Annotated in this window: 11 protein-coding genes; 1 reads left to right on the top strand and 10 read right to left on the bottom strand. The window is 60.3% G+C overall.

The genetic code is table 11. The features are described 5' to 3' along the window. Nucleotides 1–69: 69 nt before the first annotated feature. Together menF and ACOI6Z_RS01210 are read right to left on the bottom strand one after the other, a co-directional pair. Entirely contained in the window at nucleotides 70–1,359 is a 1,290-nt protein-coding gene (gene menF, locus ACOI6Z_RS01215) for an isochorismate synthase MenF (protein WP_065812265.1), read from the bottom strand. 136 nt (nucleotides 1,360–1,495) lie between these two features. Beyond that, on the bottom strand, nucleotides 1,496–1,957 hold the full coding sequence (locus tag ACOI6Z_RS01210; RefSeq protein WP_065812264.1) for a GNAT family N-acetyltransferase: 462 nt from the start codon (nucleotides 1,955–1,957) through the stop codon (nucleotides 1,496–1,498). Nucleotides 1,958–2,014: 57 nt separating this feature from the next. Here ACOI6Z_RS01210 and rnz point away from each other — a divergent pair, with 57 nt between their 5' ends. Beyond that, nucleotides 2,015–2,935: a ribonuclease Z gene (gene rnz / locus ACOI6Z_RS01205; protein WP_065812263.1), complete on the top strand. Its 921-nt coding sequence runs from the start codon at nucleotides 2,015–2,017 to the stop codon at nucleotides 2,933–2,935. A gap of 57 nt (nucleotides 2,936–2,992) precedes the next feature. Here the strand turns inward: rnz and nuoN are convergent, their stop codons facing one another. From nuoN to nuoG, 8 genes are all read right to left on the bottom strand, one after another. After that, nucleotides 2,993–4,450, bottom strand: a complete 1,458-nt coding sequence (gene nuoN / locus ACOI6Z_RS01200; RefSeq protein WP_004201737.1) for an NADH-quinone oxidoreductase subunit NuoN — start codon at nucleotides 4,448–4,450, stop codon at nucleotides 2,993–2,995. A gap of 6 nt (nucleotides 4,451–4,456) precedes the next feature. Next, complete coding sequence (gene nuoM / locus ACOI6Z_RS01195; protein WP_048297929.1) at nucleotides 4,457–5,986, bottom strand: NADH-quinone oxidoreductase subunit M; 1,530 nt, start codon at nucleotides 5,984–5,986, stop codon at nucleotides 4,457–4,459. Between the two features lie 298 nt (nucleotides 5,987–6,284). Beyond that, nucleotides 6,285–8,126 carry an NADH-quinone oxidoreductase subunit L gene (nuoL, locus tag ACOI6Z_RS01190; protein WP_032453592.1) on the bottom strand — a complete coding sequence of 614 codons (1,842 nt, stop codon included), beginning with the start codon at nucleotides 8,124–8,126 and terminating at the stop codon, nucleotides 6,285–6,287. Then, nucleotides 8,123–8,425 (bottom strand): NADH-quinone oxidoreductase subunit NuoK, encoded by a 303-nt coding sequence (gene nuoK, locus ACOI6Z_RS01185; protein ID WP_002913148.1) that lies wholly within the window; start codon nucleotides 8,423–8,425, stop codon nucleotides 8,123–8,125. The genes nuoL and nuoK overlap by 4 nt, the downstream gene beginning before the upstream one ends. Beyond that, nucleotides 8,422–8,976, bottom strand: a complete 555-nt coding sequence (gene nuoJ, locus ACOI6Z_RS01180) for an NADH-quinone oxidoreductase subunit J (RefSeq protein ID WP_004201743.1) — start codon at nucleotides 8,974–8,976, stop codon at nucleotides 8,422–8,424. Before nuoJ ends, nuoK begins: the two co-directional genes overlap by 4 nt. Nucleotides 8,977–8,986: 10 nt before the next feature. Then, nucleotides 8,987–9,529 (bottom strand): NADH-quinone oxidoreductase subunit NuoI, encoded by a 543-nt coding sequence (nuoI, locus tag ACOI6Z_RS01175; protein WP_002913152.1) that lies wholly within the window; start codon nucleotides 9,527–9,529, stop codon nucleotides 8,987–8,989. A gap of 14 nt (nucleotides 9,530–9,543) precedes the next feature. Beyond that, entirely contained in the window at nucleotides 9,544–10,521 is a 978-nt protein-coding gene (gene nuoH / locus ACOI6Z_RS01170) for an NADH-quinone oxidoreductase subunit NuoH (RefSeq protein ID WP_023290510.1), read from the bottom strand. Beyond that, entirely contained in the window at nucleotides 10,518–13,244 is a 2,727-nt protein-coding gene (nuoG, locus tag ACOI6Z_RS01165) for an NADH-quinone oxidoreductase subunit NuoG (protein ID WP_044524268.1), read from the bottom strand. The genes nuoH and nuoG overlap by 4 nt, the downstream gene beginning before the upstream one ends. Nucleotides 13,245–13,259 lie beyond the last annotated feature (15 nt).

The raw sequence follows: 13,259 nt of genomic DNA, 5'->3' as shown, positions 1-13,259 counted from the left end.
ATCAAATATTGATGCTAAGTATAGATAAGGCAAAGTGACAGCGTTTTGATATGCATCGTCATTCCCGTCTTATGGACACAGCAGCGAGCGCAGCCCGGCCGCTTTGTTGTCAATCTCCTGCCACTCCTGCTGCGCATCGGAGCCGCTGACGATCCCCGCCCCGGCATACAGTCGCAGAGTGTCGTTGTCCACTTTCGCCGAACGCAGCGCCACGCAAAACTCGCTTTGCGCCAGCGACAGATACCCGGCGGAGCCGGCGTACCATTCACGGGAAAAAGGTTCATGGCGCTGAATGAATGCCAGCGCCGCCTGCCGCGGCAGGCCGGCCACCGCGGCGGTGGGCTGGAGCTGCAGCAGACAGCGGCTGTCGTCAGGCTCCGCCAGCTCGGTCCAGATGCAGCGTCGGAGATGCTGCACCTTGCGCAGCCTCACCACCTGCGGCGGCAGAACGTCCAGCGTCGAGGCCTCACTCTGCAGGCGCTGGCAGATATCCTCCACCACCAGCATGTTTTCCCGCTGATTTTTGTCGTCTTTCATCAACCAGTCGGCCAGCTGCTGCGCCTTCGCGTCATCCTGATGATTAGCGACGGTGCCCGCCAGCGCTTCGGTGCGCAGCAGCGCGCCGCGCCGGCGCCACAGCCGCTCCGGCGTGGAGCCGAAAAACGCCTGCCGGGCATTGAACGCCATCAGGAAATGAAAACAGTTAAGATTGCGGCTGCGGCTGGCGGCCATGATGCTCACGGCATCCAGCGGGGCGGCAAACTGCAGGTCGGTTGCCCGCGCCAGCACCACTTTATCCATGTCGCCGGCGGCGATGGCCTGCGTCGCCTGGTCTATCATTGCCTGCCACTGGGGATAATCGGAGGAGTGGCGCTCGCTCAGCAGCGGCGGCACGCCGCCAGGGGTCGCCTGGGCGGTGGTCAGACTGGCGAGAAAATCACGCGCCGTCACGGCATCGTCGCGCAGGGAGAGGTCGCTGTGCAGCACCAGCCGCATCACGGCCCTGCCGCCGCACCGACGCCACTCCAGACGCGGCAGCACCAGCCGGCCCTGCTGCGGGGCAAACGCATTCAGGCCGCAGATGCGCAGATCCTGCCGCCCGGCCAGGTGTAAAAAGCGGTTTGCGGCGTCGAGCGAGGGAAAGCTTTTTACCGCCCCCAGCGCCGCCAGCTCCTCGTCGCCATTGCGCTGCTGCCAGTAGAACTGCGGCCACTGCGGCTGCTGGCCGCACCATAGCAGCGGATCGAAGGCATCATTCAGCGGAAAGGCAATATCGATAATTCGCGTGCCGGGTGAGTCAGGAAAGGGCTCACTCAGGCCGTCACGTAAACGGGCCAGCGCAGTGGAAACAGACAGCACGCAAACCTCCACGGTAGTAAAACCCCACATTATAAGGGGTTCAACGGCGGAATAGCAGTACCCATGACGAGGGAGCGGGTTTTAACTCACCTGCTCGCCGGCCCGGAACAAGGTTGGGACGCGAGTGTTGAGGGGGTCAGAGAGCGCGGCTTTCCCGCGCCATGCCGATGTGCGGAATGCCATCCTCATCATAGACCTCAGTCACTGGCGTAAAACCGAAGTGGGCGTAAAAGGCTTGCAGATGCGCCTGCGCCCCGAGGTAAATCGCCTTTTGCGGCCAGTGCCGCTGACAGCTGGCCAGCGCCAGCGCCATCAGCTGATGGCCGAGCTTTTCGCCGCGCGCGGCGGGGCTGACGATAACCCGGCCAATCACCACCGGATCGTACGTCTCTTCGCTTTTAAGGATCCGCGCATAGGCCACCAGTTCGCCATCGCGCCAGCCGAGCAGATGGCGATTTTCCCCGACCAAATCATCGCCGTCGACATCCTGATAGGCGCACTGCTGCTCCACGACAAAGACTTCGCTGCGCAGCTTCAGCAGCGCATACAGCTGGGCAACGGTCAGTTCACTATGATGGAGATCCTGCCAGGTCATCATCTGCTGCTCCTTATTGATATACTGATACTTTGCGACTCGCCCTGAGGACACTGGACGATGGAATTAACTTTTTTGGGGACATCCGCCGGGGTGCCGACCCGCACGCGTAATATGACGTCGATAATACTCAATTTGCAACAGCCAACCCGCGCCGAAATGTGGTTGTTTGACTGCGGCGAAGGGACCCAGCATCAATTTCTGCATACGCCCCATCATCCAGGCAAACTGAATAAGATCTTTATTACCCATCTGCACGGCGACCATCTGTTCGGCCTGCCCGGCCTGCTGTGCAGCCGCTCGATGCAGGGGAATTCGCTGCCGCTGACGGTCTACGGACCAAAAGGAATAAAGGAATTCATTGACACCGCGCTGCGCCTCAGCGGTTCGTGGACCGATTATCCCCTGACCATCGTCGAAGTCGGCCCCGGTCTGGTGTTCGACGAAGAGGGCTATCGGGTCACCGCGTTCCCGCTCAGCCATCCGGTGGAGTGCTACGGGTATCGCATTGAGCAGCATGACAAGCCCGGCGCCCTCGACGCCGCCCAGCTGATTGCCGACGGCGTGCCCCCCGGACCGCTGTTTCACCGGCTTAAGCGCGGTGAACAGGTCACGCTGGCGGATGGCCGGACGATCGACGGCAGCCGCTACCTGGGGCCCGCTACGCCGGGTAAAACGCTGGCCATCTTCGGCGATACCGCCCCCTGCCCGCAGGCGCTGGAAATGGCGCGCGGGGCGGATGTGATGGTGCACGAAACCACGCTGGAGCAGACGATGGCGGAGAAAGCCAATAGCCGCGGCCACTCTTCCAGTCAGCAGACCGCAGCGCTTGCCAAAGAAGCGGGGGTCGGCACGCTAATCGCCACCCACTTTAGCTCTCGCTACGATGCCGAAGGCTGCCTGCGGATGCTGGCGGAATGCCGGGAGATTTTCCCGGACACCCTGCTGGCGGAAGACTTTATGGTCTACAGGGTGGCGTAACATTCCGGGCATAAAAAAAACCGCCATTCCGGCGGTTTTTTTATTGAGGCAATCAACTTACATCAGCGGCGTCGCCAGCTGCACGATGCTAATCAGCGGCTGCGGCCAGATACCGAGCACCAGCACCAGCAGGGCAGAGATCAGCACCACGATACCGCCCGCGCTGTACTGCCAGTTCGACGGCGCATCACGGTTCAGCTGCTCCGGCGCGCTCAGGTACAAACTCACCGCCACGCGCAGGTAGTAGTAGAGACCGATCGCCGAGCCGACAACCACCGCGGCAACCAGCCACCACAGATGGGCGTGAACACCGACGGCCAGCACGTAGAACTTACCGATAAAGCCGAGCGTCATTGGGATACCGGCCAGGGAGAGCATCATCACCGTCATCACCGCCGACAGGATCGGACGGTGCCAGAACAGACCGCGGTAGGAGAACAGCGAGTCCGCGTCCGGGCCACGGTATGGGCTGGACATCAGGCTGACCACGCCGAACGCGCCGAGGCTGCTGAACAGGTAGCCGGCCAGGTAGACGCCAACGGCTTCCATCGACATTTCGCCGCTTTGCAGGGCGATCAGCGCCACCAGCAGATAGCCGAGGTGGGAGATAGAAGAGTAACCGAGCAGACGTTTGATATTGGTCTGGCTCAGCGCCATCAGGTTACCGAAGATGATAGAGGCGAAGGCGATCAGCCCCAGCACCACGCGCACCGCTTCGCTGTTGCCCACCGGCATGTACAGGAACAGACGCATCACCACGCCGAAGATAGCAATCTTGCTGGCGGTCGCCAGGAAGGTGGAGACCGGCGCAGGCGCCCCCTGGTAAACGTCCGGCGTCCACAGGTGGAACGGCACCAGCGACAGCTTAAAGCCAAGACCGACGATCATCAGGCCGAGCCCCGCCAGCAGCAGCGGCTCGTGCAGGGTGTTGTCCGCCAGGCTCTTGCCCAGCGCAAGGAAGGACAGGTTGCCGGAGTTCGCATACACCAGCGCCATACCGAACAGCAGGAAAGAGGAGGCTGCCGCGGAGAGGATGGTGTATTTGATGCTCGCTTCCAGCGAACGCTTCTGGCGGAAGGCGTAGCCGACCAGGCCGAACAGCGGCAAGGAGATCAACTCGATGCCGAGGAACAGCGCCGCCAGATGATTCGCACCGGCCAGCAGAATGCCGCCCAGGGCGGCAATCAACACCAGCAGGTAGAACTCTTCTTTGTTGTCCTTGTAACCCTCAAGCCACGGGTAGGCGAAAGTACAGGTCGCGAGGCTCGCCAGCAGCACCAGCCCGGTATAGAGCATGGCGTAGCCGTCAACGCGGATCAGCGGCGTGACGTCCATCGCCCCGTTCTGGCCGACGAACCAGAGCGAGACCAGCGCGGCGTTAAGCCCGAGAACCGACAGCGTGGCATTGAGAAAATGATTGCGTCGCCACGCAATGGAGAGCATCACAACCACCACCGTCAAGCCGACGATCAGCAGCGGTAGCAGTGCGATCAGTTGTTGTGGAGTTATTGTCATGGCGAATTACGGCCTTGTAGTAGAAACAGAATTAACAAACCACTGCTGAATGTTGCTCATTGCAGCATGCGAGGTGTCGAGGATCGGCTGCGGGAAGAAGCCCAACAGCACCAGCAGCACCACCAGCAGCAGGATGATAGACAGTTCACGCAGGGACATCCCCGGCAGCGCTTTCGCCGCGATTTCGCTTTTCGCTTTACCGAAATAAGCGCGATGCAGCATCGACAGCGAGTAAACGGACGCGAATACCAGACCAAAGGTCGAGATCACGGTGATCACCGGCACCACTTTATAGCTGCCGAACAGGATCATAAATTCGCCGACGAAGTTACCCGTGCCCGGCATCCCCAGGGTGGCGACGGCGAAGAACATCGACATCGCCGGCAGCCATTTGATTTTGCTCCACAGACCGCCCATCTGACGCATGTCACGGGTATGCAGACGTTCGTACAGCTGGCCGCAGAGAATAAACAGACCCGCCGCGGAGAGACCGTGAGCAATCATCTGGATCACCGCCCCCTGATACGCCAGCTGGCTGCCGGTGTAGATAGCAATCAGCACGAAGCCCATGTGGGACACGGAGGTGTAGGCGATAAGACGTTTGATATCCGTCTGCGCAAAGGCCATCCACGCGCCGTAGAAGATCCCGATCACGCCCAGCCACATCGCGATGGGCGCAAACTCGGCGGAGGCGTTCGGGAACAGCGGCAGCGCAAAGCGCAGCAGACCGTAGGCCGCGGTTTTCAGCAGGATCCCCGCGAGGTCGACGGAACCGGCGGTCGGCGCCTGGGAGTGGGCGTCCGGCAGCCAGCCGTGCAGCGGCACCACCGGCATTTTCACCGCGAAGGCGATGAAGAAGCCGAGCATCAGCAGGTATTCCACGCCGTGGGACATCGGGGTTTTCAACAGCTCTTCATAGTTGAAAGTCCACACGCCGGTGGCGTTGAAGTGGACGAATGCCAGCGCCAGAATGGCGATCAGCATCACCAGGCCGCTCGCCTGGGTGTAGATGAAGAACTTGGTGGCCGCCGTGATACGCGTTTTACCGTCAGAGGCTTTGTGGCCCCACAGCGCGATCAGGAAGTACATCGGCACCAACATCATTTCCCAGAAGAAGAAGAACAGGAACATGTCGATGGCGAGGAACACGCCGATGACGCCGCCCAGGATCCACATCAGGTTGAGGTGGAAGAATCCCTGGTATTTTTCGATTTCGCGCCAGGAACAGAGCACCGCCAGCACGCCGAGCAGGCCGGTCAGCACCACCATCAGCAGCGACAGGCCGTCGATCGCCAGATGAATGCTAATGCCGAAGCGTGGGATCCACGGCAGCACGAACTCAGACTGCCACTGCGGAATACCCGCGGATTGCGTCAGAGAATAGCCGCCCTGCATCCACAGCTGCAGGCCAAGCGCCAGCGTCAGTCCCATAGTAATCAGCGCGATCCAGCGCGGCACTTTCACGCCAAAGCGTTCGGTCTGCCAGCACAGGAAGCCGCCGATAAAGGGGATTAATATCAACCAAGGCAATAACATGGTGATTTTTATTCCTTATTTAAGTCCGGTTCAGGCTATCTTACTCGTCATAGCGAACTCCGGCTGTGCTCACAATCCTCACGTACTTTAATACGCTCCGGTTGCTCCGCGCAGGCGGCGTCCACGTTGACTTCGCCGATAATGCCTGTCCTTAACGACCTGATTTTCAACGAATTCTCACAGAAAATTCACTTCGGTTTGAGGCTTGTTTTGTCGGGTGGCGCTAACGCTTACCCGACCTACGGTCTCGTAGGCCCGGCAAGCAGCGCGCCGCCGGGCAACACAATGGTTCTCAAACTCAACGCAATACCATCAGCAGCGCCAGCACCACCACCGCGCCGATGCTCATTGACGCCACATACCAGCGCAGATAGCCGTTCTCGCTCACCAGCAGGCCTTTACCTGCGAAGCGGGAGAGGATCGCCGGGATGTTCATCAATGCGTTCAGCGGATCGCTCTTCAGCAGCCAGGCAATGCCGAGGAATGGCTTAACGAAGACTTTGTCGTATAACCAGTCGAAGCCCCAGGCATGGAACCACCAGGTACCGAAGAAGCGGCCAGGCGCGCTGTTGGCGATAGAGGTCACCAGGGTGCGTTTGCCCAGCCACAGCCATGCGGCGATCAGGATGCCGGCAATGGCGATGATCCCGGAGGCAATCTCCAGCGTCATCACGTTGCCGTGCGCCAGTTCAGTGGTCTGCGGCAGGACGCCTTCCAGCGGCGGCACGATCAGCGCGCCAACGAAGGTGGACAGCACCAGCAGCACAATCAGCGGCAGATGATGGGTGATCCCCTTCCCTGCGTGCGCGTGAATTTGCTCTTTACCGTGGAACACGATGAAAATCATGCGGAAGGTGTACAGCGAGGTCATAAAGGCGCCGACCAGGCCCGCCACCATCAGGTTGATATGGCCGTTGGCCATCGCCCCCGCCAGAATCTCATCCTTACTGAAGAAGCCTGCGGTAATGAGCGGCAGAGCGGACAGCGCCGCGCCCCCCACCAGGAAGCAGACGTACACCAGCGGAATAGATTTGCGCAGGCCGCCCATCTTGAAGATGTTCTGTTCGTGATGGCAGGCGAGAATCACCGAACCCGACGACAGGAACAGCAGCGCTTTAAAGAACGCGTGGGTCATCAGATGGAAAATCGCCGCATCCCATGCCTGCACGCCCAGCGCGAGGAACATGTAGCCAATCTGGCTCATGGTGGAGTAAGCGAGAACGCGTTTGATGTCGGTCTGCACCAGCGCGGCGAAGCCCGCCAGCACCAGCGTTACCGCCCCGACGATCCCGACCAGATGCAGCACTTCCGGCGTCATCAGGAACAGACCGTGGGTACGGGCGATCAGGTAGACGCCCGCGGTAACCATGGTGGCGGCGTGGATCAGCGCGGAGACTGGCGTCGGACCCGCCATCGCATCGGCAAGCCACGTTTGCAGCGGCAGCTGGGCGGATTTACCGACCGCGCCGCCGAGCAGCATCAGCGTCGCCCACTGCAGCGTGGTGCTGCCGTTAGCGAAGTGCTGCGGCGCCAGCTCAACCATTTCGCGGAAGTTGAGGGTACCCAGTTCGTTATAAAGAATGAACAGCGCGAAGGCGAGGAACACGTCGCCGACGCGGGTCACCACAAACGCTTTCATCGCTGCGGCGCCGTTCTTCGGATCGGTGTAGTAGAAACCGATCAGCAGGTAAGAGCAGAGACCCACCCCTTCCCAACCCAGGTACATCAGCAGCAGGTTATCGGCCAGTACCAGGACCACCATGCTGGCGATAAACAGGTTGGTGTAGGCGAAGAAGCGGGAATAGCCCTCTTCACCGCGCATATACCAGGAGGCGAACATATGGATCAGGAAGCCGACGCCGGTCACCACGGAGAGCATGGTCAGCGACAGGCCGTCCAGCACCAGGTTGAAGCCGATGTTGAAATCCCCAACCGACATCCAGGTCCACAGCGGCACGCTGACCGCCTGTTTGCCGTTAGCGAAAAAGTCAACGCCGACGTAGGCGGTGACCAGCGCCGCCAGGCCTACCGAGCCCATGCCAACGGTGGCGGAAAGGTTTTCCGACCAGCGCCCGCGGGAGAAGGCCAGCAGCACAAAGCCAATCAATGGCAAAAGAATGGTTAAGGCAAGCATGTTCATCCACGCAACTCACTTACTGAATCGATGTTCAGGTTCTGGCGGCGACGATGGAGCTGCAGCAGCAGCGCCAGACCGATACTCGCTTCCGCAGCCGCAAGGCTGATGGCGAGGATATACATAATCTGACCATCTGCCTGGCCCCAGTAGCTGCCCGCCACCACAAAGGCCAGCGCGGCGGCGTTAATCATGATTTCCAGGCTGATCAACATAAACAGCAGATTGCGGCGGATCACCAGCCCCGTCAGACCAAGCACAAACAGGATGGCCGCGAGGATCAGTCCATGTGTTAAGGGGATCATGCGTGTTCCTCCGTTTTTCTTTTGTCGCTGTCGTTCACGCGGTTGCTCAGCACCTCGCCGGCGCGCTCTTCGCGACCGATGTGGAAGGCGACCACCAGGCCCGCCAGCAGCAGCATGGAGGCCAGCTCCACCGCCAGGACGTACGGCCCAAACAGCGCAATACCCACTTCTTTAGCGTTGATTGCCGCGCCGTCGATACCCTGGTCGTTAATCCCCAGAATGGCGTAAACGATAACCACCAGCAGCACTGCGGAGAGGATGGCCGGGCCAATCCAGATCCCCGGCTGCAGCCATTTGCGTTCCTGTTCGATTTCGCTGCCGCCCAGGTTGAGCATCATCACCACGAAGACGAACAGCACCATAATGGCCCCAGCGTAGACGATAATCTCCAGCGCCCCGGCGAAGTACGCGCCCAGCGAGAAGAACACCCCGGCAATCGCTAACAGCGAAATGATCAGGTACAGCAGCGCATGCACCGGATTGGTGTGGGTGACGACCCGCAAGGTTGCGAGGATGGCGATCAGGCCACAGATATAAAAAGCGAATTCCATTGCCCTCTCCTTACGGTAACAGGCTCTTGACGTCGATCGGCTTAGCTTCGTTTTCCGCTTCGCCCTTATCTTTGCCGTCGATTGCCATACCCGCCATCCGGTAGAAGTTATATTCCGGGTATTTGCCCGGACCGGAAATCAGCAGATCCTCTTTTTCGTACACCAGATCCTGACGTTTGTATTCACCCAGCTCGAAGTCAGGGGTCAACTGGATCGCCGTGGTCGGGCACGCTTCTTCGCACAGACCGCAGAAGATGCAGCGTGAGAAGTTGATGCGGAAGAACTCAGGGTACCAGCGGCCGTCTACCGTCTCTGCTTTCTGCAGCGAAATACAGCCCACCGGGCAGGCTACCGCACACAGGTTACAGGCGACGCAGCGCTCTGCACCGTCCGGATCGCGCGTCAGCACAATCCTGCCGCGATAGCGCGGCGGCAGATAGACCGGCTCTTCCGGGTACATCCGGGTTTCACGTTTGGCGAAGGCATGCAGGCCAATCATCCAGATACTGCGGACCTGGGTGCCGAACCCCACCAATAATTCTTTTAAGGTCATGTTCAATTCACCCCTTATTGCGCCTGCCAGAGAATGACAGCCGCCGTTACCAACAAGTTGACCAGCGTTAACGGCAGGCATACCTTCCAGCCAAAGGACATTACCTGGTCATAGCGCGGACGCGGTAATGATGCGCGGATCAAAATGAACATCATCATGAAGAACGCGGTTTTCAGCGCGAACCAGATGAAAGGTGGTAACCACGGGCCATTCCAGCCGCCGAAGAACAGCGTGACGATCAGCGCTGAAACGGTGACGATACCGATGTATTCACCGACGAAGAACAGACCGAACTTCATGCCGGAATATTCAATGTGGTAACCATCGGCCAGCTCCTGCTCCGCTTCCGGCTGGTCGAACGGGTGACGGTGACACACCGCCACGCCGGCGATGGCGAACGTCACGAAGCCGAAGAACTGCGGGATGACATTCCACAGATGCGCCTGGTTGTTGACGATATCGGTCATATTGAATGACCCCGCCTGCGCCACCACGCCCATCAGGGAGAGGCCGAGGAACACTTCGTAGCTCAGGGTCTGCGCGGAAGCACGCATCGCCCCCAGCAGGGAGTATTTGTTGTTGCTCGACCAACCGGCGAACAGCACCGCATAGACCGCCAGGCCTGCCATCATCAGGAAGAACAGGATCCCGATGTTCAGATCGGCCACCACCCACGTCGGGCTGACCGGCACAATGGCGAAGGCCAGCAGCAGCGAAGTAAAGGCGATCACCGGCGCCAGAGTAAAGATCACGCGATCCGAGAAGCGCGGAACCCAGTCCTCTTTAAAGAACATTTTGATCATGTCGGCGACCAGCTGCAGCGAACCGCCCCAGCCCACCCGGTTTGGCCCGTAGCGGTTCTGGAACAGACCGAGCAGACGACGCTCGCCGAAGCTCATGAACGCGCCGCAGGTGACCACCACCAGCAGAATGACCACGGCCTTCAGGATGCTTAACAGAATGTCGATAAGATCCGGCGTTAACCAGCTCATGCTTTCGCCTCCTGCAGTGAATCAATACGCGATCCGGTCAGTACCGGCGCAATGCCCGGCATGCCCATCGGTAAGCCAACCTGTCCTGCGGTCAGACCTTCAGAGATAACCAGCGGCAGACGCAGGGTCTGGCCTTCCACGCTAAAGGAGAGCATCGCCCCGGCGTTGACGCCAAGCTTCGCGGCATCCGCCGGGTTCAGCTTGATGTACGGCTCAGGCATCCGGCTCTGGAACACCGGCGCGCGCTGTGACAGCTCATCGCTGCCAAACAGGTGGTAGTACGGCGCGATACGCCATTTCCCGTCTTCCGCCTGGAAGCTGGCCGGCACCGCCGTGAAGTATTCCAGCCCGCTGGCGGACGCTTCAAACAGACGGACGCCCGGATCGCCGTGGCGCAGTTTCCCGCCCACTTCATCCTGGAACTTGTTCCATGCCTGCGGGGAGTTCCAGCCCGGCGCCCAGGCGAACGGGATCTGCGAACGCGGGGCGGACGGCTGGTTGTTCCCTTCCATGGAGAAGGCGAACATGGTGTCTTTATCCTGCGGCTGACGCGGTTCGTGGACGCTGATGTTGGCGCGCATCGCCGTGCGGCCGCTGTAGCGGTGCGGTTCACGCGCCAGCTTCTGACCGCGAATGCGGAAGGTCGCATCCGGCGCGGCGTCTTTAATGCCCGCCAGCTGCGGCAGGGCGGCAATCGCGGCATCGATGACGTGGTCCAGCTGCGTCCAGTCAACCTGACGGTTGTTAACGGTGCTGTGCAGGGAATGCAGCCAGCGCCAGCTTTCCAGCATGACGGTTTTCGCGTCGTAGTAGGCCGGGTCGTAGACCTGGAAGAAGCGCTGAGCGCGGCCTTCGTTGTTGACCACGGTACCGTCGCTTTCCGCAAAGCTTGCCGCGGAGAGCACCAGGTGCGCTTTGTCCATAATCGCCGTGCGCTGATGGTCAACCACCATCACCAGCGGCGCTTTGGAGAGCGCTGCGTCGACGCGGGCGGCGGAAGCATGACGGTGAAGGTCGTTTTCCAGCACGATGACCGCGTCTGCGGCGCCGCTTTCCAGTTCGTCCAGCGCCTCTTCAAGAGAACCGCCGCCGATCATACCCAGACCGACGCTATTCACCGCGCGGGCAACCATCGTCACGCCGACGTCGGCGCCGCGGCCTTTCAGGGCTTTCGCCACGTTAGCGGCGGCCTGGATGATCTCCATGCTGCCGGCGTTGGTCCCGGAAATAATCAGTGGTTTTTTCGCCCCGGCCAGCGCCTGGACGATGACATCGACTTTACCCTGCAGTTCGCGGCTCAGGCCGTCAACCGCCGGCGCGCTGTCGTCCAGCGCATGGGCGATGGCGAAGCCGAGACGCGCCTGATCTTCCACCGGCGCGCGGTAGGTCCACGCGGCGATGTCATCCAGGCGGGTGTCATCGATGTTGGTGACGAATAGCGGGTGTTTGGCGCGCTGGCCGATGTTGAGGATCGCGGCAATCTGCCAGTCGGCCACTTTCTGTGCCGCCGCCATTTCGCGTGCTTTCCCTTTCACCGCCTGACGCACCGCCAGCGCGACGCGCGCGCCGGTCTGGGTAATGTCTTCGCCCAGCACCAGTACCGCGTCGTAGGATTCGATATCGCGCAGGCTTGGGGTGTGGATCCCACCTTCGCGCAGCACTTTCAGCATCATCTGCAGGCGCGCTTGTTCGCCTTTGGCGATGCCGGTATAGAAGTTGTCGGCGCCCACCAGTTCGCGCAGCGCGAAGTTGCTTTCAATGCTGGCGCGCGGGGAGCCGATGCCGATCACTTTCTTCGACTGGCGCAGAATATCCGCCGCGCCCTGCATCGCCTGCTCGGCGTTGAGGGTAATCAGATCGTCGCCGCGGCGCTGAACCGGCTGACGCGGACGGTCTTTCAGGTTCACGTAGCCATAGCCGAAACGACCGCGGTCGCAGAGGAAGTAGCGGTTAACGGTCCCGTTATAACGGTTTTCGATACGACGCAGTTCGCCATAGCGTTCGCCCGGACTGATGTTACAGCCGATGGAACACTGCTGGCAGATGCTCGGCGCAAACTGCATGTCCCATTTACGGTTATAGCGCTCGGAGTGGGTTTTATCGGTGAAGACGCCGGTCGGGCAGACTTCCACCAGGTTGCCGGAGAATTCACTCTCCAGGGTGCCATCTTCCGGGCGGCCGAAGTAGACGTTGTCGTGGGCACCATAGACGCCCAGATCGGTGCCGTCGGCATAATCTTTGTAGTAGCGCACGCAGCGGTAGCAGGCGATGCAGCGGTTCATTTCATGAGAAATAAACGGCCCCAGATCCTGATTGCGGTGGGTACGCTTGGTAAAACGATAGCGGCGGAAGCTATGGCCGGTCATCACCGTCATATCCTGCAGGTGGCAGTTGCCGCCCTCTTCGCAGACCGGGCAGTCGTGCGGGTGGTTGGTCATCAGCCACTCCACCACGCTTTCGCGGAACTGCTTCGCTTCGCCATCGTCGATAGAAATAAAGGTGCCGTCGGATGCCGGAGTCATACAGGACATCACCAGGCGACCACGCGTGTCTTCCGCGTTCTGATATTGCTTCACCGCACACTGGCGGCAAGCACCGACGCTCCCTAGCGCCGGGTGCCAGCAAAAGTAGGGAATATCAAGCCCAAGAGAGAGACAAGCCTCCAGCAGGTTGTCCGCTCCGTTGACCTCGTATTCTTTGCCGTCTACATGAATCGTAGCCATTAGCGTGCTTCCAAA

The sequence above is a fragment of the Klebsiella sp. C239 genome (genome assembly GCF_048822715.1).
In the GTDB taxonomy this organism is placed as follows: domain Bacteria; phylum Pseudomonadota; class Gammaproteobacteria; order Enterobacterales; family Enterobacteriaceae; genus Klebsiella; species Klebsiella quasipneumoniae.
Note: the sequence above shows the minus strand (reverse complement) of the source record. Positions and strands in the feature narration are given on the sequence as shown.

What these genes read in the sequence shown, in the direction of transcription:
- ACOI6Z_RS01210 (WP_065812264.1), bottom strand. Translation starts at nt 1,957, where the DNA reads ATGATGACCTGGCAGGATCTCCATCATAGTGAACTGACCGTTGCCCAG.
- rnz (WP_065812263.1), top strand. Translation starts at nt 2,015, where the DNA reads ATGGAATTAACTTTTTTGGGGACATCCGCCGGGGTGCCGACCCGCACG.
- nuoN (WP_004201737.1), bottom strand. Translation starts at nt 4,450, where the DNA reads ATGACAATAACTCCACAACAACTGATCGCACTGCTACCGCTGCTGATC.
- nuoM (WP_048297929.1), bottom strand. Translation starts at nt 5,986, where the DNA reads ATGTTATTGCCTTGGTTGATATTAATCCCCTTTATCGGCGGCTTCCTG.
- nuoL (WP_032453592.1), bottom strand. Translation starts at nt 8,126, where the DNA reads ATGAACATGCTTGCCTTAACCATTCTTTTGCCATTGATTGGCTTTGTG.
- nuoK (WP_002913148.1), bottom strand. Translation starts at nt 8,425, where the DNA reads ATGATCCCCTTAACACATGGACTGATCCTCGCGGCCATCCTGTTTGTG.
- nuoJ (WP_004201743.1), bottom strand. Translation starts at nt 8,976, where the DNA reads ATGGAATTCGCTTTTTATATCTGTGGCCTGATCGCCATCCTCGCAACC.
- nuoI (WP_002913152.1), bottom strand. Translation starts at nt 9,529, where the DNA reads ATGACCTTAAAAGAATTATTGGTGGGGTTCGGCACCCAGGTCCGCAGT.
- nuoH (WP_023290510.1), bottom strand. Translation starts at nt 10,521, where the DNA reads ATGAGCTGGTTAACGCCGGATCTTATCGACATTCTGTTAAGCATCCTG.
- nuoG (WP_044524268.1), bottom strand. Translation starts at nt 13,244, where the DNA reads ATGGCTACGATTCATGTAGACGGCAAAGAATACGAGGTCAACGGAGCG.